This window comes from Streptomyces sp. NPDC051219 (genome assembly GCF_040682335.1).
In the GTDB taxonomy this organism is placed as follows: Bacteria; Actinomycetota; Actinomycetes; order Streptomycetales; family Streptomycetaceae; genus Streptomyces.
In genome coordinates this window covers 185,105-203,616 of the sequence record NZ_JBFBAS010000009.1, presented here as the reverse complement: position 1 = coordinate 203,616, position 18,512 = coordinate 185,105, and the positions used below count along the sequence as shown (strand labels likewise).

The following is an 18,512-nucleotide window of genomic DNA, read 5'->3' as shown; positions in this document are numbered from 1 at the left end:
AGCCCATGCCCGAACGCCGTACCGTCGCCCTTGTCACTCTTGGCTGCGCCCGTAACGAGGTGGACTCGGAAGAGCTGGCAGGCCGCTTGGCAGCGGACGGCTGGGAGCTCGTCCAGGACGCCTCCGACGCGGATGTGGCCGTCGTCAACACCTGCGGCTTCGTCGAAGCCGCCAAGAAGGACTCCGTAGACGCCCTGCTCGAAGCCAACGATCTCAAGGATCACGGCAAGACTCAGGCCGTCGTGGCCGTCGGCTGCATGGCCGAGCGGTACGGCAAGGAGCTCGCCGAGGCCCTGCCCGAAGCGGACGGCGTCCTCGGCTTCGACGACTACGCCGATATCTCCGACCGGCTGCAGACCATCCTCAACGGCGGCATCCACGCCTCCCACACCCCGCGCGACCGTCGCAAGCTGCTGCCGATCAGCCCTGCCGAGCGGCAGGAAGCCGACGCTGTGGCGCTGCCCGGCCACGCGCAGGCCCAGGTCCAGGAAGTGGCTTCCGCCCCCGAGGATCTGCCGGAGGGCGTCGCACCGGTGTCCGGCCCCCGTGCGCCGTTGCGCCGCCGGCTCGGCAGCAGCCCCGTCGCCTCGGTGAAGCTCGCGTCGGGCTGCGACCGTCGCTGCACCTTCTGCGCCATCCCGTCCTTCCGCGGATCGTTCATCTCGCGGCGTCCCTCGGACGTCCTGGGGGAGACCCGCTGGCTTGCCGAGCAGGGTGTCAAGGAGGTCATGCTGGTCTCCGAGAACAACACCTCCTACGGCAAGGACCTCGGCGACATCAGGCTGCTGGAGACGCTGCTGCCCGAACTGGCGGACGTCGACGGCATCGAGCGCGTACGGGTCAGCTATCTGCAGCCCGCGGAGATGCGTCCCGGCCTGATCGACGTACTCACCTCGACCCCGAAGGTCGCGCCGTACTTCGATCTCTCCTTCCAGCACTCGGCACCCGGCGTGCTGCGGGCGATGCGGCGCTTCGGGGACACCGACCGCTTCCTCGAGCTGCTCGACACCATCCGTACGAAGGCGCCCGAGGCGGGTGTCCGGTCGAACTTCATCGTGGGCTTCCCGGGCGAGACGGAGGGCGATCTCGCCGAGCTCGAGCGCTTCCTCACCGGCGCGCGTCTGGACGCTATCGGCGTCTTCGGCTACTCCGACGAGGAGGGCACCGAGGCGGTCTCGTACGACCACAAGCTGGACGCCGACGTCATCGCCGAGCGACTGGCGCACATCTCGCGGCTCGCGGAGGAACTGACCTCGCAGCGCGCGGACGAGCGGCTCGGCGAGACGGTCGAGGTGCTCGTGGAGTCCGTCGACGGCGAGGACGGCGCGGTGGGCCGGGCGGCGCACCAGGCGCCGGAGACGGACGGCCAGGTGGTGTTCACGACAAGCCAGGGGCTGGCTCCCGGTCGTATGGTCGTGGCAAAGGTGGTCGGTACCGAGGGCGTCGATCTGGAGGCCGAGATCTGCGACGTTCTGGGTGGCGCCCCCCGGACCCCCGGTGAGGAGGCGGGCAGATGACCGGAGTCCCGGCATCCACGGCGGGCGGATCCGGCACGAAGCCGGCGCCCGGCGGCAAGCTGGGGGCTGCAGCGGTCAATCAGGCCAGCCTGTGGAACATCGCCAACATCCTCACCATGATCCGGTTGGTGCTGGTGCCCGCTTTCGTCGTGCTGATGCTGCAGGACGGCGGTTACGACCCGGTCTGGCGGGCCTGGGCGTGGGCCGCGTTCGCCGTTGCCATGATCACTGACATCTTCGACGGCCACCTTGCGCGGACGTACAACCTCGTCACGGACTTCGGGAAGATCGCCGACCCGATCGCCGACAAGGCGATCATGGGGGCCGCGCTCCTGTGCCTGTCGGCTCTCGGGGACCTGCCCTGGTGGGTGACGGGCGTGATCCTCTTCCGTGAGCTCGGCATTACCCTGATGCGCTTCTGGGTGATCAGGCACGGAGTGATTCCGGCCAGCCGGGGCGGCAAGCTGAAGACCCTGGTGCAGGGTGCGGCTGTCGGGATGTACGTCCTGGCGCTCACCGGTCCACTGGCCACTCTGCGTTTCTGGGTGATGGCTCTGGCCGTCGTGCTGACCGTCGTCACGGGCCTGGACTACGTGCGGCAGGCCGTGGTGCTCAGGCGCCAGGGGCTCGCCGTGGCACGGGCGGCCCAGCGGTCCGCGCAGGAGTCCGCGCGGTGACCGAGCGTGACGCGGATGCGGCCGGCGTGCTGCGGCTGCTCGCGGAACGTGGGGAGACGCTGGCCGTAGCGGAGTCCCTGACCGGCGGTCTGGTGGCGGCCGAGCTGACCTCCGTACCGGGTGCGTCCCGCTCGTTCCGGGGGTCCGTCACGGCGTACGCGACCGAGCTCAAGCGCGATGTGCTCGGTGTCGACGGGGAGCTGCTGGCGGCACGTGGAGCGGTGGACGCCGAGGTCGCGCGGCAAATGGCCGCCGGGGTCCGCCGTGTGCTGGGCGCCGGCTGGGGGATCGCCACCACGGGAGTGGCCGGTCCGGAAGCGCAGGACGGGCAGCCGGTGGGCACCGTCCATCTGGCAGTGGAGGGTCCGGCAGGCGGGAAAGTCGCCACGCTCCGGTTGAACGGCGACCGGGCGGACATTCGTATGGAGAGTGTACGGAGGGTGCTCGTGCTGCTCTCCGGCGAACTCGTTGAGAATGGGCGGGCACAGGATACGGAACAGAACGGGGGGATTTGATGTTTGCAGCCCTGAGTGAACACGACATCGCTCCCCGCACGGCCGCAGCGCGAGGCGGTACGGTGGGGCGTGAAGGATGCGGCTACGCGGTCCGAGGAGGGAGCCACCGATGATTCTGCTCCGTCGCCTGCTGGGTGACGTGCTGCGTCGGCAGCGCCAGCGCCAGGGCCGTACTCTGCGCGAAGTCTCCTCGTCCGCCCGGGTATCGCTCGGCTATCTCTCCGAGGTGGAGCGGGGGCAGAAGGAGGCTTCCTCCGAGCTGCTCTCCGCGATCTGCGACGCGCTTGACGTACGGATGTCCGAGCTCATGCGCGAAGTGAGTGACGAGCTGTCCCTCGCCGAGCTGGCCCAGTCGGCAGCGGCGAGCGAGACGGTGCCTGCGCCAGTACGCCCAATGCTCAATTCGGTCTCTGTGACGTCCGTGACAGGTGGCCCGCCGGAACGAGTGACGATCAAGGCCCCCGCGGAAGCGGTGGACGTCGTCGCTGCCTGATCCGGTTCGTACGAATCCGTACGAAGAGGTTTGCGTCGGAGCCCCGGTGGTACCCGTGTGCCGGCCGGGGCTTTGTCGTTCCCGGTTTCAGAACCCTTCGAGTGACCGAATTGCGGCATTCGTGCCATGGTTGAGGGGATCGCACATGAATCGGAGGACAGGGATGTCTGTGGTGAAGAGCCCGCTGTCGGATGCCGACCTCAAGGTGGTCGCCGAGGCGCTGCAAGGCGCGCTCGTGGATCTCGTGGACCTTTCCCTGGTGGCCAAGCAGGTCCACTGGAATGTTGTCGGGCCGCGCTTCCGCTCTGTGCACCTCCAACTGGACGAGGTCGTCGCTGTCGCGCGCCAGCACACCGACACGGTGGCCGAGCGCGCCTCCGCTCTCGGGGTGTCGCCGGACGGCCGGGCCGGGACGGTCGCCCAGGCCAGTGGCATCGGGAGGGCGCCCGAAGGCTGGATCAAGGACTCGGACGCGATCGGCACGATGGTCGCGGCGCTGAGTGCGGTGATCACCCGGATGAGGGAACGGATTGCCGCGACGGATGAGCCGGACCCGGTCAGTCAGGACATCCTTATCGGCCTGACCGGCGACCTGGAGAAGCATCACTGGATGTTCCAGGCCGAGAACGGGTAGCTCACGCGGGACGAGGGCGCGCCGGGTGTGCACCCGGTGCGCCCTCCCGTGGGCGGGTACCCCCGTCTAGGTTCTGTCCGGTCGGTCGGACCGGAGGAGGCGGCCATGGCATGGCGTGACCTGTGGGGACGCCCGGCAGTGAGATGGCCGCTGGTGGTGCTCTTCGGCGGGCTGTGGTGGTGGGCCGCGCTGCGGCTGGCCTTCGTGCCCGGCCGGGCCGGAACCGTGGAGGGTGCGGTGGTGGCGGGCGGCTGGGGACTCAGCCTGCTGCCGGTGCACTGTGTGCCGCGGGGGCGGCAGCGGACTGCAGGGGCGTCGCTGACGGCCCGGGTCTCACGGATCACCAGGGCATCGCGACGCCCCCGTTCGGGCGCAGGATCTGGCCCGTCATGAAGGACGACGCGTCCGAGGCGAGGTAGAGCACGGCCTGGGCGATGTCCTCCGGCTCGCCCACCCGGCGCAGCGGCGAGATACGCACCATTGCCGCTTCGGTCTGCTGCTGGGCGGCGGGGTCGTGCCGGTCGGTCATCGGGGTGCGGACCCAGCCGGGAGCGACCGCGTTGACGCGGATTCCGTGCGGGCCGGTCTCGGTGGCGAGGGTTCTGGTCAGCTGGACCACCGCGGCCTTGGCGGCGCTGTAGCAGAGCAGGCCCGGGCTCGCCGCGTCGACCGCACCCGAGGCCATGGTGATGATGCTGCCGGGTGTCCGGCTGGAGATCATGGCGCGGGCCGACTCCTGGCAGGCGTACAGGACGCCCTTGAAATTGACCGTCAGGACTCGATCGAGGTCTTCGTCCCTGGTGTCCAGGACGGGGCTGCTGTGCATGACGCCGGCGACGGCGGCCATGATGTCGAGCCGGCCCGTGGTGCGGACGGCGTACTCGACGGCTGCTTTGAGCTGGGCGCGGTCGCCGACGTCCAGGGGTGGGCGTGGGCCGTACCGCCCGCTTTCCCGATCAGTGCGGCGGTCTCCCGCAGTCCCGCTTCGTCGAGGTCGGCACAGTGGACGGTCGCGCCGGCCTCGGCGAGGAGTACCGCGCAGGCTCGCCCGATGCCGCCGGCGGCTCCGGTGATCAGCGCGGTGCGGCCGGTGAGGTCGTACGCCTTGAGGGGCATGGCCGGACGGTACGACTACATCTGACGGGCCGTCAACTATGTTGCGTTTCATCAGCTGTGTTGCGGGCCCGATTGGCAGCGGGGGCACCAATAGGTGGGACGCCCGTCCTGTTCGGCTTTGCGGACGGGGGTGGAGCAGCGCAGGCAGGGCCGGGGGGCCCGCCCGTAGACGTACAGGTTCTGGCTCCGGCCCGCGCCGGGTGTGGTGCGCCGGCCGGCGCGGCCGCGATTGAACTCCAGCAGTCTCTTGGCCGCGGTGACCAGACGCTCGGGGGAGGGGAGTTCACCGACCGGCAGCCAGGGGCTGGCGCGCGCCAGGAAGCACAGCTCACACTTGTAGACGTTGCCGATTCCGGCCAGGTTGCGCTGGTCGAGGAGGGCTTCGCCGAGCGGACGGGCGGGGTCCGACAGGAGGTTGCGCAGCGCACGCTCCGCATCCCAGTCCGGGCCGAGGAGATCGGGGCCGAGGTGGCCGACGGCATGCTGCTCGTCGGCGGTGCGCAGCAGTTCGACTACGGGCAGGCGGTAGCCGACGGCGGTGTGATGCTCGGTGCCGAGAATGGCCCGGATCTGGTGCGACGGGCCGCCGCGCCAGCGCTCGCCGGGGGCGTAGATCTTCCAGGCGCCGTCCATGCGGAGATGGCTATGGAGGGTGAGGCCGCCCTCGATGCGCGTGAGGAGGTGCTTGCCGCGCGGGGTGACGTCCAGAACGGTCCGGCCGGTGAGATCCGCGGTGGCGAAACGGGGGACGCGCAGGTCGGACAGGACGAGTACGTGCCCGGCCAGGGCGGCGTGCAGGCGCCGGGCGGTCTGCCAGACGGTGTCTCCTTCGGGCATGTGACCCATTTTGCCGGGTCGGAGTGCGGCTGCGTGGGCTCGGGGGTAGCCGGTGGGTGCGCGCGACGCCCGCGTACCCGAGGGCGGTGTCGGCTGCCCCGCCCGTGCCGGCGCGAGGCGGCGGATGCGGGGCCGACTGGTGGGCGGGCGCGGGTGCCGCCGAAGCTCTCGGACCGTCCTGTCCGAGAGGCTTCGCGTGGCCATCGGCGCGCTCGCTCCGTCCCGGGCCGGTCAGGCGCGCAGCCGTAGGCCTCTCGGGGTGGGGTGGAAGCCCGCGGCTTCCAGGGTCTTGCCCAGGGGTGAGGTCAGTGCCGAGGTGCCGTTGGTGCGTTCCACTGTGATCGTGCCCAGCGTGCCCGCCCGGGCCGCTGCCGCCAGGGCCTCGGCTGCCGCGTGGAGGCGGGCGTCCGGTGCGGCCGGGTCGGCCGGTTCCGTGGGCCAGGCGAGAAGGGTCTTTCCGCCTCGTTCCATGTAGAGCGTCAGCTCGCCGTCGACCAGGACGACCAGCGAGCCCGCCTTCCTGCCCGGCTTGTGGCCCGCCCCGGTGGGCGGCTCGGGCCAGGGCAGCGCAGCCCCGTACGCGTTGGCCGGGTCGGCCGCGGCGAGCACGAGCGCACGCCGAGGCGCGTCCTCCGCCGCGCGGTCCTGGGCCGTCGCCGCCGCCCGCAGGCGGTCGACCGCGCCGTCCATCGCGAACTGCGCGGCGCCCAGACCCTCGACCACATATCCGCGCCGCGCCTGCCCGCTGTCCTCGAAGGCCGAGAGAATGCGGTACGTCGCCGAGAACCCGCCCTCGACGCCCTCGGCGGCGACCGCCCCGCGCGTGACCACTCCGTGCCGGTCGAGCAGCGTGCGCGCCAGTGCGTGGGCCCGGTGCGTCGGATCCGGCTCGGCCGCGGGAAGCAGGGACCAGCGGCCCGCCACGGTGGGCGGACCCGTACGGGAGGCGGTGCGGGCCGCCGCGGTGAGCGTTCCGTACCGGCCGCGGGGGACCGGGCGCTTGGCCCGGTGGGCGGTGGATCCGGCGGTGCGGCCAGAGCCCAGCAGCGAGCGGAGCGGGGCCAGGGTGTCGTTCGTGAGCCGGCCGGACCAGGCGAGCTCCCAGAGGGCGTCGGCGAGTTGGGAGTCGGTCGCCTCCGGGTGGGTGGTCGCCCGGACCTGGTCCGCGATCTGCCGGAAGAACAGCCCGTATCCGCCGGAGAGGGTGGTCAGGACGGACTCGTGGAGCGCGGACAGTTCCAGCGGGTGCGGCTGGGGAAGGAGCAGCGGGGCGGCGTCGGCGAGGTAGAGGGAGATCCAGCCGTCCTTGCCCGGGAGTGCGCCCGCGCCGGCCCACACCACCTCACCCGTGGTGGTGAGTTCGTCGAGGAGGGCGGGGGTGTAGCCGGCGACGCGGGACGGCAGCACCAGCTTTTCCAGGGCGGAGGCCGGGACGGCGGCGCCCTGGAGTTGTTCGATGGCCCGGACCAGGCCGTCGATGCCGCGGAGGCTGTTGCTGCCGAGGTGCTGCCACTGGGGCAGGAAGCCGGCGAGCGCGGCCGGAGGCACCGGCTCCAGCTCCTGGCGGAGCGCCGCGAGCGACCGGCGGCGCAGTCGGCGCAGAACCGTCGCGTCGCACCACTCCTGGCCGATGCCGGCGGGGTGGAACTCACCCTGGACGACTCGCCCGCTCGCGGCGAGACGCTGCAGCGCGCCGTCCGTCACCGCCGCGCCGAGCCCGAACCGGGCCGCCGCCGCGGCCGAGGTGAACGGGCCGTGCGTGCGGGCGTAACGGGCGAGCAGATCGCCGAGCGGATCCTTGACCGGCTCGGTGAAGGCCTCCGGCACGCCCACCGGAAGGGCGGTGCCGAGGGCGTCTCGCAGCCGTCCGGCGTCTTCCACAGCCGCCCAGCGGTCCTCGCCCGCGATACGGACCCGGATCGCGCGCCGGTAGGTGAGGAGCTCCTGCGGCCAGCCGGGCTCGCCGCCGCGGGCCGAGAGCTCGGAGTCGGTGAGCGGGCCGAGGACGCGGAGGAGATCCGCGACTCCCTCCACGTCCTTGATCCGCCGGTCGTCGGTGAGCCACTGGAGCTCCTGCTCCAGCTCGGTCAGGACATCGGCGTCGAGCAGCTCGCGCAGCTCGGCCTGGCCCAGCAGCTCGGCGAGCATCCGGGAGTCCAGGGAGAGTGCCGCGGCGCGCCGCTCGGCCAGCGGCGAGTCCCCCTCGTACAGGAACTGCGCCACGTAGCCGAAGAGCAGTGAGCGCGCGAAGGGGGACGGCTCCGGGGTGGTCACCTCGACGAGCCGGACCCGGCGGGACTCGATGTCGCCCATCAGCTCGGTGAGGCCCGGAACGTCGAACACGTCCTGGAGGCATTCGCGGACGGCCTCGAGGACGATCGGGAACGATCCGAACTCGGAGGCGACCTGCAGCAGTTGCGAGGCGCGCTGGCGCTGCTGCCAGAGCGGCGTGCGCTTGCCCGGGTTGCGGCGGGGCAGCAGCAGCGCCCGGGCGGCGCACTCGCGGAACCGGGCGGCGAACAGCGCCGAGCCGCCGACCTGTTCGGTGACGATCTGGTTGACGTCGCCCTTGTCGAACGCGACGTCCGCGGCCCCGAGGGGGGCCTGCTCCGTGTCGGCCGCCGTGTTGAAGGAAGCATCCTGCTGTACGGGGTCGTGGTCGAGCAGATCCAGGCCCAGCAGGTCCGCGTCGGGCAGCCGCAGGACGATGCCGTCGTCGGCGTGCATCACCTGGGCGTCCATCCCGTACCGCTCGGAGAGCCGCGCGCCGAGCGCCAGCGCCCACGGCGCGTGGACCTGGGCCCCGAAGGGGGAGTGCACCACGACCCGCCAGTCACCGAGCTCGTCCCGGAACCGCTCGACGACGATCGTGCGGTCGTCGGGGACGTGGCCGCAGGCGCGGCGCTGCTCGTCCAGGTACGACAGGACGTTGTCCGCGGCCCAGGCGTCGAGGCCCGCGGCGAGCAGCCGCAGGCGGGCGTCCTCCTCCGAGAGCCCGCCGACCTCCCGCAGGAACGCCCCCACAGCGCGCCCCAGCTCCAGCGGGCGGCCCAGCTGGTCGCCCTTCCAGAACGGCAGCCTGCCCGGGACACCGGGGGCAGGGGAGACCAGCACCCGGTCGCGGGTGATGTCCTCGATCCGCCATGAGGTCGTACCGAGGGTGAAGACGTCGCCGATCCGCGACTCGTAGACCATCTCCTCGTCGAGCTCACCGACCCGGCCGCCGCCCTTCTTCGGGTCCGCACCGGCCAGGAAGACGCCGAACAGGCCGCGGTCCGGGATCGTGCCGCCGGAGGTGACGGCCAGCCGCTGCGCGCCCGGCCGGCCCGTGACCGTACCGGCTACGCGGTCCCACACCACGCGCGGACGCAGCTCCGCGAAGGCGTCGGACGGGTAGCGCCCGGCGAGCATGTCCAGGACGCCGGAGAAGGCGGACTCGGGAAGCGAGGCGAAGGGGGCGGCGCGGCGGACCGTGGCGAGCAGGTCGTCGACCTGCCACACGTCCAGGGAGACCATCGCGACCAGCTGCTGCGCCAGTACGTCCAGCGGGTTGGAGGGGATCCGCAGCGACTCGATGGAGCCGGTGCGCATCCGCTCGGTGACCACCGCGGCCTGCACCAGATCGCCCCGGTACTTCGGGAAGACCACACCGGTGGAGACGGCCCCGACCTGGTGTCCGGCGCGGCCGACCCGCTGCAGCCCGGAGGCGACCGACGGCGGTGACTCGACCTGGACGACCAGGTCCACCGCTCCCATGTCGATGCCCAGCTCCAGGCTGGACGTTGCGACGACGGCCGGCAGCCGGCCCGCCTTGAGGTCCTCCTCGACCAGAGCCCGCTGCTCCTTGGAGACCGAGCCGTGGTGGGCTCGGGCGAGCAGCGGCGGGGCGCCCTGCGCCGCGCCGGACTGCGCCATGATCTCGGCCGGTGGCGCCCCGTCCGGCAGAGCGGCGCCGGTGGCACGCTCGTACGCGATCTCGTTGAGCCGGTTGCACAGCCGCTCCGCCAGGCGGCGAGAGTTGGCGAAGACGATGGTCGAGCGGTGAGCCTGGACGAGGTCGGCGATCCGCTCCTCGACATGCGGCCAGATCGACTGCTTCTCACCGGTGTCCGAATCGGCGGCCGGAGCGCCGCCCAGCTCGCCCATGTCCTCCACCGGGACGACCACCGAGAGGTCGAACTCCTTCCCGGAGCGGGGCTGGACGGTCTCCACCTTGCGCTGCGGCGACAGATAGCGGGCGACCTCGTCCACCGGCCGGACCGTCGCGGACAGTCCGATCCGGCGGGCCGGCCGTGGCAGCAGCTCGTCGAGCCGCTCCAGCGACACGGCGAGATGCGCGCCGCGCTTGGTACCGGCGACGGCGTGCACCTCGTCCAGGATCACCGTCTCGATGCCGGACAGAGCGTCGCGCGCCGCAGAGGTGAGCATCAGGAACAGCGACTCCGGCGTGGTGATCAGGATGTCGGGCGGCCGGGTCACCAGGGCGCGCCGCTCGGCGGGCGGGGTGTCTCCGGAGCGGATCCCGACCCGCACCTCCGGCTCGGCCAGCCCGAGCCGGACGGACTCCTGGCGGATGCCGGTCAGCGGGCTCCGCAGATTGCGCTCCACGTCGACGGCGAGGGCCTTGAGGGGGGACACGTACAACACCCGGCAGCGCTTTTTGGCGTCCGCCGGCGGCGGGGTGCTCGCGAGGTCGTCCAGCGCGGCGAGGAACGCGGCCAGCGTCTTGCCGGACCCGGTCGGGGCCACGACCAGCACGTCCGAGCCCTCGCGGATCGCCCCCCAGGCGCCCTCCTGCGCGGGCGTGGGCGCGCTGAAGGCGCCCGAGAACCAGGAGCGGGTAGCGGGGGAGAACGAGTCGAGTGCGGAGCCGGCCATGCCCCCCATCGTGCACCCCGCCACTGACAATGTGCCCTGACGTGGAGAAACACCGCCGAACCGGGTGGCGCAGAATGGAATCATGGCGACAGCGGAACGGGCCAGGCACTGGCGGTACCCGGAGCTGCCCGGCGTCGACCTGTTGCGGGCGAGGTATGTCCGGAAGAACTTCGCCCAGCACACGCACGAGACCTTCGTGATCGCGGCGATCACCGAAGGCGTCGAGGTTTTCCACCACCGCGGCGCCGACCAGCGCGCCGGGCCCGGCGCGCTCGCGCTGATCAACCCCGACATCCCGCACACCGGACGCGCCGGCGGGCCCGAGGGCTGGCAGTACAGCGCCCTCTACCCGGCGGCGGACCTGGTCGCCGAGATCGCCGCCGAAAGCACGGCGATCCGCGGCACCCCCGGCTTCGCCGAACCGGTCCTCGACGACCCGTACGCGTCCCGGCTGGTCCACCAGGTCCTGCGGGCGGCGGACGAGGGCAACGCGCTCGCCGCCGACACGCTCCTGCGGGTGGCCGTCACACGACTGCTGCGGCGCAACGGAGGAGTGCTCCCGGAGCGCGAGATACGCGGCGGGGGCGCCCGGGTGGCCGCGCGCGCCCGCGCCGTACTCCAGGAGCGGATGGCCGATCCGCCGTCGCTGGCGAAGCTCGCGGCGGACCTCGGGACCAGTCCCTTCGTCCTGCTGCGGGCGTTCCGCGACACATACGGCATGCCGCCGCACACCTGGCTCACCGACGCCCGCGTACGGGCGGCCCGGCACCTCCTGGACGGCGGGACCACGCCGGCCGAAGCGGCCGTCGCCGTCGGCTTCACCGACCAGCCGCATCTGAACCGGCACTTCACCCGGATCGTCGGGGTGCCGCCCGGCGCGTACCGGCGGGAGCGTGCAGAGGCGTACGAGCCCGCAAGAACGTACAAGACCGGCGACGGCCGCCCCACGTAACGTCGCTGACGTGGCAGAACAGACAGCAACAGCAGAGATACGCGACAAGGCGGGCGAAGGGCCGGTGGCGGCGGTCAAGCCGGATCCGGCCGTCAAGCCGGATTCGGCCGTCGTAAGGGACGCCCTGGGCGTCGGCATCGCCGTCGGGCTCTCCGGATTCGCCTTCGGTGTCACCTCGGCCGGCTCGGGCCTCACCCTTCTCCAGACCTGCGTGCTGAGCCTGCTGGTCTTCACCGGTGCCTCCCAGTTCGCGCTGGTGGGAGCCCTCGCGGCCGGCGGCAACCCGTTGACGGCCGCCGCGGGCGCCTTCTTCCTCGGTGTGCGCAACGCCTTCTACGGCCTGCGCCTCTCTCAGCTCCTCGCACTGCCGCGCTGGGTGCGCCCCTTCGCCGCGCACTGGGTCATCGACGAGACGACGGCCGTCGCCCTCGCGCAGCCGACCCGGCGCAGCGTCCGTATCGGGTTCACCGTCACGGGCCTGAGCCTGTACGTGCTGTGGAACCTCACCACCCTCCTGGGCGCCCTCGGGGCCGAGGCCATCGGTGACACCAACGCATGGGGCCTGGACGCCGCCGGGCCCGCCGTCTTCCTCGCGCTGCTGGCGCCGATGCTGAAGACGGCCACGGAGCGCGCGGTTGCCGGACTGGCGCTCGTGCTGGGGCTCGCCTTCCTGCCCGTCCTGCCGGCCGGGGTGCCGGTGCTCGTCGCCGCGCTCGCCGCGCCCGCCGTGCTCTTCTTCCAGGGCCGCAAGGACCGCGAGACCGCCAGGACCGATGAGGAGGACCACCGGTGAGTATCTGGATCGCCATCGGAGTAACCGCCGTCGGCTGCTACCTCGTGAAGCTGGTCGGCCTGCTCGTGCCCGCGGGAGCGCTGGAGCGTCCGCTCGTGCGGCGGATGGCAGCCTTGCTGCCCGTCGCACTGCTCGCCGCGCTGACCGCCCAGCAGACCTTCAGCACCGGCAGCGCACTGATCGTGGACGCCCGCGCAGCCGGAGTCGCGGCGGCTGCGCTCGCGCTGCTGCTGCGGGCCCCGTTCCTGCTGGTCGTCGGGGCCGCGGTGGTCGTCACCGCGGGCGTACGGGCCATGGGCGGATGACCGGGACCGGGGCAGCCGCCGCGCAGTAAGCCGAAAGGACCCTTCAGCCGAGGATGCGACCGTCAGGCGAGGACGCGACCCGTCGGTCGAGGCTGCGTCCCGTCAGTCGAGGATGCGACCGTGGGCGCGCAGCGTCAGCAGCGCCTCGATCGTCACCATCGGCCGGCATTCGTACGTGGTGCCCGGGGCCCACTCGCGCCAGGAGATCGGCCAGCCGCCGTCCTTCCGCTGTTCGCCCGCCAGGAAGTCCAGCGAGCGGGCCATCTCCTCGTCCGTGAACCAGCCGCGCGCCAGCGACTCGGGGCGGCCGGCGAAGTCGTGCGGGAAGTGATGCTCGCCCGGCGCGTAGCCGGACGGCACCGGGTGCTCCGCCCGCCGCCCGGGATCCAGCACCACGAGCCCCTGTTCCCGTACCAGTCGGCCCAGTCGGTCCGCCGCGGCCCGGGCGCGTGACCGGTCGGGGGCGCCGTCCAGGAACGCGACGGCCGCCTGGATCTCGTACGGATGCGACTTCTCCAGCGACTCGACGGCCGCCCAGCAGAAGTCCGTCGCCCGGAACATCCAGGCGTGCCAGACCCGGTTGCGGTGCAGCAGCCCGACCACCGGGCCGGTGGCCAGCAGTGCGCCCGGCGGATCGTCGGCCACCGGGAGGAACGGAGCCGAGGGGTAGCCGCGCAGCGAGGGGTGGAGCGCCGGCAGCGCACCCTCCGGTGTCGAGATCGCCGTCAGGTAGCGGCACACCTTCTCGACGCGCTGCCCGCCGCAGCGGCCGATGGAGTCCAGGACGCGCAGGGCGTGCCCGGTGTGCAGCGGCTGGCTCACCGGGCCGCGCAGATCGGGCTCCAGCGCGTGGCCATAGCCTCCGTCCTCGACGAGATACGCGCTGAGGGCCGTCTCGACCGGGTCGGCGCCGCCGCCGAGGAAGTGGTACGCGAACCGCCGCTGTTCGAGGACCCGGGCCGTCAGCCAGATGAAGTGCTCGGCGCGGGCCAGCGGGGAACGGGGTGGTGCATCGGTTCCAGCCATGTTCCGAAGGTAGGGCGGAAAGCGCTCGCGGCAAGCCGCTCGTGCATCTCTGCACCCCCAGGGGCGTGATACTGGAGTCATGCGGTTGACGATTTTCTGGGAGCGGATGTCCGACCACTTCGGGGCGGGGTACGCGGATTCCTTCGCGCGCGACCATGTGCTGTCCGAACTGGGCGGCCGTACGGTCCACGAGGCGCTGGCCGCCGGCTGGAACGCCAAGGACGTGTGGCGGGTGGTCTGCTCTGCGATGGACGTGCCCGCCGAAAAGCGCTGACCCCGGTAAGCGAGACTGGCTGCGTGGCACCGACAGACGAGACCGGCGAGGCGGCACTCCCGCCCAGCCCGCCCAGCCCGCCCAGCCCGCCCAGCACGCAGAGCCCGGCGACCCCGCCCATCCCCCCGGTCCCGCCGCCTCCGCCGGCGGAAGGCCGTACATCTCCCGCAGGGCCGGCCCGGATGCCGGGCTGGCTGCCGCGTGCCATGGTGCTCGCGCTCGCCCTCTACGCCTGCTTCCAGCTCGGCAGCTGGGCTTTCCACCAGCTCATCAGCCTGCTGGTCAACATCCTGATCGCCTTCTTCCTGGCGCTCGCGGTGGAGCCCGTGGTGAGCCGGATGGCGGCCCGCGGAATGCGCCGGGGCCTGGCCACCTTCCTGGTTGTCCTCGGGGTGTTCATCGCGGGCGCGGGCTTCGTCGTCCTGCTCGGATCGATCCTGGCCGGACAGATCATCGACATCATCGAGGACTTCCCGCAGTACCTCGACTCGGTGATCAAATGGATCAACGACACCCTCCACACGAAACTGTCCCGCGTCGAGATCCAGGACAGCCTGCTGCGCTCCGACTGGCTGCGGAACTACGTGGAGAACAGCGCGGGCGGAGTGCTGGACGTCTCCGCCACCGTGCTCGGCGGACTGTTCAAGCTGCTGATGATCGGACTTTTCTCCTTCTACTTCGCGGCCGACGGCCCCCGGCTGCGCCGCGCGGTGTGCTCGGTACTTCCGCCCGCCAAGCAGACCGAGGTTCTGCGGGCCTGGGAAATCGCGGTCAACAAGACCGGCGGCTACCTCTACTCACGCGGACTGATGGCGCTCATCTCCGGCGTCGCGCACTACGTCCTGCTGGAGATCCTGGGAGTGCCGTACGCGCCGGCGCTCGCCGTGTGGGTCGGTATCGTCTCGCAGTTCATCCCGACCATCGGCACCTATCTGGCGGGCGCGCTGCCCATGCTGATCGCGTTCACGGTCGACCCGCTGTACGCGCTGTACATCCTCGCCTTCGTGGTGATCTACCAGCAGTTCGAGAACTACGTACTGCAGCCCAAGCTCACCTCGAAGACCGTCGACATCCACCCGGCGGTGGCCTTCGGCTCGGTCGTCGCGGGCACCGCTCTGCTCGGCGCGGTCGGCGCGCTGATCGCGATTCCGGCGGTCGCCACGCTGCAGGCTTTCCTCGGCGCCTACGTGAAGCGGTACACCGTGACGGACGACCCGCGTGTGCACGGTCACCGGCGCGGCAGCGGCGGACAGGCGCTGGCCCGCGTCCGGCGGGCGCTGAGCAGGCGGACGCACCGGACGCCGCCCTCCGGGGAGGGCGGCGCCTGACTTCTGTACGGCTCGCACGGCGCACGGGGCGTAGACCAGTGCGGGGAGGGCAGCACGGTCAGTGACGCTCCAGGGTCACCGCGGCGGGGGAGTGCCATGCCCGGAGGAACAGGGCGGTCATGAGAGGGACGGGTGGGCCGTGTGGTGCCTTGACACCAAAATCGAACATCCATTCTTATGGGATTCCGGCCGGACGGGTCCGCAGGATTCCGATGGAGTTGTCCACAGGTCGGAGGGCGTGAGGGCGCATTGTCAGTGGCAGGCGTTAGCGTCTTTGACGTGAAGCGATCGACTCAAGCAAATCGGGTGGAACCCATGGCAGGCACCGACCGCGAGAAGGCGCTCGACGCCGCGCTCGCACAGATTGAACGGCAATTCGGCAAAGGCGCGGTGATGCGCCTCGGCGACCGGCCGAACGAACCCATCGAGGTGATCCCTACCGGGTCGACCGCTCTGGACGTCGCCCTCGGCGTCGGCGGACTGCCGCGCGGGCGAGTGGTGGAGGTGTACGGACCGGAGTCCTCCGGTAAGACGACGCTGACGCTGCACGCCGTGGCCAACGCGCAGAAGGCGGGCGGCACCGTCGCCTTCGTGGACGCCGAGCACGCTCTCGACCCCGAGTATGCCAAGGCCCTCGGCGTCGACACCGACAACCTGATCCTCTCTCAGCCGGACACCGGCGAGCAGGCACTCGAGATCGTGGACATGCTGGTCCGCTCCGGTGCCCTCGACCTCATCGTCATCGACTCCGTCGCGGCTCTGGTGCCGCGCGCGGAAATCGAGGGTGAGATGGGCGACTCGCACGTCGGTCTCCAGGCCCGGCTGATGAGCCAGGCACTCCGGAAGATCACCAGCGCGCTCAACCAGTCCAAGACCACCGCGATCTTCATCAACCAGCTCCGCGAGAAGATCGGTGTGATGTTCGGCTCCCCGGAGACCACGACCGGTGGCCGGGCGCTGAAGTTCTACGCGTCGGTGCGGCTCGACATCCGCCGTATCGAGACCCTCAAGGACGGCACGGACGCGGTCGGCAACCGCACCCGCGTCAAGGTCGTCAAGAACAAGGTCGCGCCGCCCTTCAAGCAGGCCGAGTTCGACATCCTCTACGGCCACGGCATCAGCCGCGAGGGCGGCCTCATCGACATGGGCGTGGAGCACGGCTTCGTGCGCAAGGCCGGCGCCTGGTACACGTACGAGGGCGATCAGCTCGGCCAGGGCAAGGAGAACGCCCGCAACTTCCTGAAGGACAACCCCGATCTCGCCAACGAGATCGAGAAGAAGATCAAGGAGAAGCTGGGCGTCGGTGTCAGGCCCGAGGCCCCGTCCGCCGAGCCGGGCGCGGACGCCGCCGGTGCCGCCACCGCCTCCGCCGACGACGCCGCCAAGACCGTGACCGCCGCGGCGACGAAGGCCAAGGCCACCAAGGCCGCCGCAGCCAAGAGCTGACGGTGGGACGGCGTACCGAGTGGGCGGACCGCGAGGACTCCGAGGACGGCGGCAGCCCCGACACGTCGAGGGCCGGGAAGGGGCTGCCGTCCCAGAGCCCGCAGGAGCAGGCGCGGGCGATCTGCCTACGCCTGCTCACGGGGAGCCCGCGCACCCGTAAGCAGCTCGGGGACGCCCTGCACAAGCGGGGCATCCCCGAGGAGGTGGCCGACGAGGTTCTCTCCCGCTTCGAGGACGTCGGCCTGATCGACGACGCGGCTTTCGCGGGCGCCTGGGTGGAGTCCCGGCACCACGGCCGGGGCCTGGCCCGCCGGGCACTGGCCCGCGAGCTGCGGACCAAGGGGGTCGACTCCACCCTGATCGACGAGGCCGTCGGCCAACTCGACGCCGAGCAGGAGGAGGCGACCGCCCGCGAGCTCGTCGCCCGCAAACTCCGCTCCACCCGCGGCATGGACCGCGACAAGCGTCTGCGGCGGCTCGCCGGAATGCTGGCCCGCAAGGGGTACCCGGAGGGCATGGCCCTGCGGGTGGTCCGGCGTGCCCTGGAAGAGGAGGGCGAGGAGACCGAAGGGCTGGAGTACGACCTCCACTGACTCGTGCGTGTCAGATCTCGACCGGCAGTCCCGCCGACCGCCATGCCTGGAAGCCGCCGTCGAGGTCGGTCGCCCCGTGCAGGCCGAGCTGCCGGAGCGAGACTGCGGCGAGGCTGGAGGCGTACCCCTCGTTGCAGATCACCACGACCCGCAGGTCGTGGCTCGTCGCCTCCGCCGCGCGATGGCTGCCCTGCGGATCGAGCCGCCACTCCAGCTCGTTGCGTTCGACGACGAGCGCGCCGGGAATCAGCCCGTCGCGCTCGCGCAGCGCCTGATATCGGATGTCCACCAGCAGTGCACCTGCGGCGGCCGCGTCGAAGGCCTCCTGCGGACCGAGCCGTTCGAGGTCCTGCCGGACCCGCTCCAGCAGCTCGTCGATGCCGATCGGCACCGTGTACTCGCTCACTGCCAGTCCTCCGGACGCTCGACGTGCTCCAGCCGGAGTACCGCGCCACTGCGGCTGAACCGCCGGAGCAGTGGCAGCGGCGGGTAGTAGGCGTGTACGGAGACCGCGTGCTCGGTGGCGGACTCGTTCAGCACCTCGTGCACATGGTGCTCGCCGAACGCCTTGCCCGTGCCGGCCGGCAACGTGCGCTCACGGTCCACGTCTTCGGCCAGCTCCAGGGTCTTCCACCCTGCGCTGGGCAGCCGCACGGCGAGTGAGTGCTCCTTGAGCTCGCCCTGCGCGGTGGAGAACGCGCCGTGGGACTCGGCGTGGTCGTGCCAGCCCGTGCCCGTGCCGGGCGGCCAGCCGATCAGCCACGCCTCACTGCCCCCGGGGCCTTCGAGGCGTACCCAAGTGCGGCCGTCGGGGTCGAGCGGGAGTGAGGCGACGAGTTCCGAGTCCGCGGCGGTACGGCGGACGAAGTCGAGCAGCTCGTACGCGGTGGGCCCGCCGACTGGCCGGACGCGGGCGGGTGGGGATACGGAGAGCGACATGAAGGGCCGTCCTGTGGTTCGCATGGGTGCGTGCGCGGCCACACCGGAAGGACGGGGCGCGCGGGAAAAGGCGAATCAGCAGGAGGGGCGACACACGCAGCCCGCATAGCGGACGAGGTCCATATGAACCCTCCGCCACAGGCGCACATCGGTGTCGGTCATGCTCCGGAGTACACCATGCGCTCCGGC

18 protein-coding genes and 2 pseudogenes are annotated in these 18,512 nt (G+C 71.6%); 13 read left to right on the top strand and 7 right to left on the bottom strand.

What is annotated here, in order from left to right:
• Nucleotides 1-5: 5 nt before the first annotated feature.
• From rimO to AB0M62_RS13955, 6 genes are all read left to right on the top strand, one after another.
• A complete protein-coding gene (gene rimO, locus AB0M62_RS13980) occupies nt 6-1,517 on the top strand; it encodes a 30S ribosomal protein S12 methylthiotransferase RimO (protein WP_366074400.1) in 1,512 nt (503 codons plus the stop codon).
• On the top strand, nt 1,514-2,194 hold the full coding sequence (gene pgsA / locus AB0M62_RS13975; RefSeq protein WP_366074399.1) for a CDP-diacylglycerol--glycerol-3-phosphate 3-phosphatidyltransferase: 681 nt from the start codon (nt 1,514-1,516) through the stop codon (nt 2,192-2,194). The genes rimO and pgsA overlap by 4 nt, the downstream gene beginning before the upstream one ends.
• Nucleotides 2,191-2,709, top strand: coding sequence for a CinA family protein (locus tag AB0M62_RS13970; protein WP_366074398.1), 519 nt, complete (start codon nt 2,191-2,193; stop codon nt 2,707-2,709). Before pgsA ends, AB0M62_RS13970 begins: the two co-directional genes overlap by 4 nt.
• A gap of 109 nt (nt 2,710-2,818) precedes the next feature.
• Nucleotides 2,819-3,202: a helix-turn-helix transcriptional regulator gene (locus AB0M62_RS13965; protein ID WP_366074397.1), complete on the top strand. Its 384-nt coding sequence runs from the start codon at nt 2,819-2,821 to the stop codon at nt 3,200-3,202.
• Between the two features lie 163 nt (nt 3,203-3,365).
• Nucleotides 3,366-3,836 (top strand): DNA starvation/stationary phase protection protein, encoded by a 471-nt coding sequence (locus tag AB0M62_RS13960; protein ID WP_366074396.1) that lies wholly within the window; start codon nt 3,366-3,368, stop codon nt 3,834-3,836.
• A 105-nt stretch (nt 3,837-3,941) separates the two neighbouring features.
• Complete coding sequence (locus AB0M62_RS13955; RefSeq protein WP_366074395.1) at nt 3,942-4,229, top strand: hypothetical protein; 288 nt, start codon at nt 3,942-3,944, stop codon at nt 4,227-4,229.
• Here the strand turns inward: AB0M62_RS13955 and AB0M62_RS13950 are convergent.
• The 3 genes and pseudogenes from AB0M62_RS13950 to AB0M62_RS13940 form a co-directional block, all read right to left on the bottom strand.
• Nucleotides 4,177-4,952, bottom strand: a pseudogene (locus tag AB0M62_RS13950) (SDR family NAD(P)-dependent oxidoreductase). The gene AB0M62_RS13955 and the pseudogene AB0M62_RS13950 overlap by 53 nt on opposite strands.
• A gap of 51 nt (nt 4,953-5,003) precedes the next feature.
• Nucleotides 5,004-5,789, bottom strand: coding sequence for a DNA-formamidopyrimidine glycosylase family protein (locus tag AB0M62_RS13945; RefSeq protein WP_366074394.1), 786 nt, complete (start codon nt 5,787-5,789; stop codon nt 5,004-5,006).
• A gap of 231 nt (nt 5,790-6,020) precedes the next feature.
• Nucleotides 6,021-10,667, bottom strand: coding sequence for an ATP-dependent helicase (locus AB0M62_RS13940; RefSeq protein WP_366074393.1), 4,647 nt, complete (start codon nt 10,665-10,667; stop codon nt 6,021-6,023).
• 79 nt (nt 10,668-10,746) lie between these two features.
• Here AB0M62_RS13940 and AB0M62_RS13935 point away from each other — a divergent pair, with 79 nt between their 5' ends.
• Genes AB0M62_RS13935 through AB0M62_RS13925 form a run of 3 tightly spaced genes read left to right on the top strand, consistent with a single transcriptional unit; the run spans nt 10,747 to nt 12,717 of the window.
• A complete protein-coding gene (locus AB0M62_RS13935; RefSeq protein WP_366074415.1) occupies nt 10,747-11,619 on the top strand; it encodes an AraC family transcriptional regulator in 873 nt (290 codons plus the stop codon).
• A gap of 37 nt (nt 11,620-11,656) precedes the next feature.
• Nucleotides 11,657-12,412: an AzlC family ABC transporter permease gene (locus AB0M62_RS13930; RefSeq protein WP_366074414.1), complete on the top strand. Its 756-nt coding sequence runs from the start codon at nt 11,657-11,659 to the stop codon at nt 12,410-12,412.
• Nucleotides 12,409-12,717, top strand: coding sequence for an AzlD domain-containing protein (locus tag AB0M62_RS13925; protein ID WP_366074392.1), 309 nt, complete (start codon nt 12,409-12,411; stop codon nt 12,715-12,717). The genes AB0M62_RS13930 and AB0M62_RS13925 overlap by 4 nt, the downstream gene beginning before the upstream one ends.
• A 102-nt stretch (nt 12,718-12,819) precedes the next feature.
• On the opposite strand, the gene AB0M62_RS13920 is transcribed toward AB0M62_RS13925, so the two are convergent.
• Nucleotides 12,820-13,743, bottom strand: coding sequence for a hypothetical protein (locus tag AB0M62_RS13920; protein ID WP_366074391.1), 924 nt, complete (start codon nt 13,741-13,743; stop codon nt 12,820-12,822).
• A 79-nt stretch (nt 13,744-13,822) separates the two neighbouring features.
• Here AB0M62_RS13920 and AB0M62_RS13915 point away from each other — a divergent pair, with 79 nt between their 5' ends.
• The 4 genes and pseudogenes from AB0M62_RS13915 to recX form a co-directional block, all read left to right on the top strand.
• On the top strand, nt 13,823-14,017 hold the full coding sequence (locus AB0M62_RS13915; protein ID WP_366074390.1) for a DUF3046 domain-containing protein: 195 nt from the start codon (nt 13,823-13,825) through the stop codon (nt 14,015-14,017).
• A gap of 119 nt (nt 14,018-14,136) precedes the next feature.
• Complete coding sequence (locus AB0M62_RS13910; protein ID WP_366074413.1) at nt 14,137-15,345, top strand: AI-2E family transporter; 1,209 nt, start codon at nt 14,137-14,139, stop codon at nt 15,343-15,345.
• Nucleotides 15,346-15,660: 315 nt separating this feature from the next.
• On the top strand, nt 15,661-16,791 hold the full coding sequence (gene recA / locus AB0M62_RS13905) for a recombinase RecA (protein WP_366074389.1): 1,131 nt from the start codon (nt 15,661-15,663) through the stop codon (nt 16,789-16,791).
• A pseudogene (gene recX, locus AB0M62_RS13900) lies at nt 16,698-17,384 on the top strand (recombination regulator RecX); the annotation flags it as partial. The gene recA and the pseudogene recX, both read left to right, overlap by 94 nt.
• A gap of 10 nt (nt 17,385-17,394) precedes the next feature.
• Here the strand turns inward: recX and AB0M62_RS13895 are convergent.
• From AB0M62_RS13895 to AB0M62_RS13885, 3 genes are all read right to left on the bottom strand, one after another.
• Nucleotides 17,395-17,790, bottom strand: coding sequence for a rhodanese-like domain-containing protein (locus AB0M62_RS13895; RefSeq protein WP_366074388.1), 396 nt, complete (start codon nt 17,788-17,790; stop codon nt 17,395-17,397).
• Nucleotides 17,787-18,323 (bottom strand): cysteine dioxygenase, encoded by a 537-nt coding sequence (locus AB0M62_RS13890; protein ID WP_366074387.1) that lies wholly within the window; start codon nt 18,321-18,323, stop codon nt 17,787-17,789. The genes AB0M62_RS13895 and AB0M62_RS13890 overlap by 4 nt, the downstream gene beginning before the upstream one ends.
• Nucleotides 18,324-18,398: 75 nt before the next feature.
• Nucleotides 18,399-18,485 carry a putative leader peptide gene (locus AB0M62_RS13885; protein ID WP_311605579.1) on the bottom strand — a complete coding sequence of 29 codons (87 nt, stop codon included), beginning with the start codon at nt 18,483-18,485 and terminating at the stop codon, nt 18,399-18,401.
• Between the last annotated feature and the right edge of the window lie 27 nt (nt 18,486-18,512).

Bases quoted from the DNA above. Each gene is read 5' to 3' on its own strand.
- rimO (WP_366074400.1), top strand. From the start codon at position 6: ATGCCCGAACGCCGTACCGTCGCCCTTGTCACTCTTGGCTGCGCCCGT.
- pgsA (WP_366074399.1), top strand. From the start codon at position 1,514: ATGACCGGAGTCCCGGCATCCACGGCGGGCGGATCCGGCACGAAGCCG.
- AB0M62_RS13965 (WP_366074397.1), top strand. From the start codon at position 2,819: ATGATTCTGCTCCGTCGCCTGCTGGGTGACGTGCTGCGTCGGCAGCGC.
- AB0M62_RS13960 (WP_366074396.1), top strand. From the start codon at position 3,366: ATGTCTGTGGTGAAGAGCCCGCTGTCGGATGCCGACCTCAAGGTGGTC.
- AB0M62_RS13955 (WP_366074395.1), top strand. From the start codon at position 3,942: ATGGCATGGCGTGACCTGTGGGGACGCCCGGCAGTGAGATGGCCGCTG.
- AB0M62_RS13945 (WP_366074394.1), bottom strand. From the start codon at position 5,789: ATGCCCGAAGGAGACACCGTCTGGCAGACCGCCCGGCGCCTGCACGCC.
- AB0M62_RS13940 (WP_366074393.1), bottom strand. From the start codon at position 10,667: ATGGCCGGCTCCGCACTCGACTCGTTCTCCCCCGCTACCCGCTCCTGG.
- AB0M62_RS13920 (WP_366074391.1), bottom strand. From the start codon at position 13,743: ATGGCTGGAACCGATGCACCACCCCGTTCCCCGCTGGCCCGCGCCGAG.
- AB0M62_RS13915 (WP_366074390.1), top strand. From the start codon at position 13,823: ATGCGGTTGACGATTTTCTGGGAGCGGATGTCCGACCACTTCGGGGCG.
- recA (WP_366074389.1), top strand. From the start codon at position 15,661: ATGGCAGGCACCGACCGCGAGAAGGCGCTCGACGCCGCGCTCGCACAG.
- AB0M62_RS13890 (WP_366074387.1), bottom strand. From the start codon at position 18,323: ATGTCGCTCTCCGTATCCCCACCCGCCCGCGTCCGGCCAGTCGGCGGG.
- AB0M62_RS13885 (WP_311605579.1), bottom strand. From the start codon at position 18,485: ATGACCGACACCGATGTGCGCCTGTGGCGGAGGGTTCATATGGACCTC.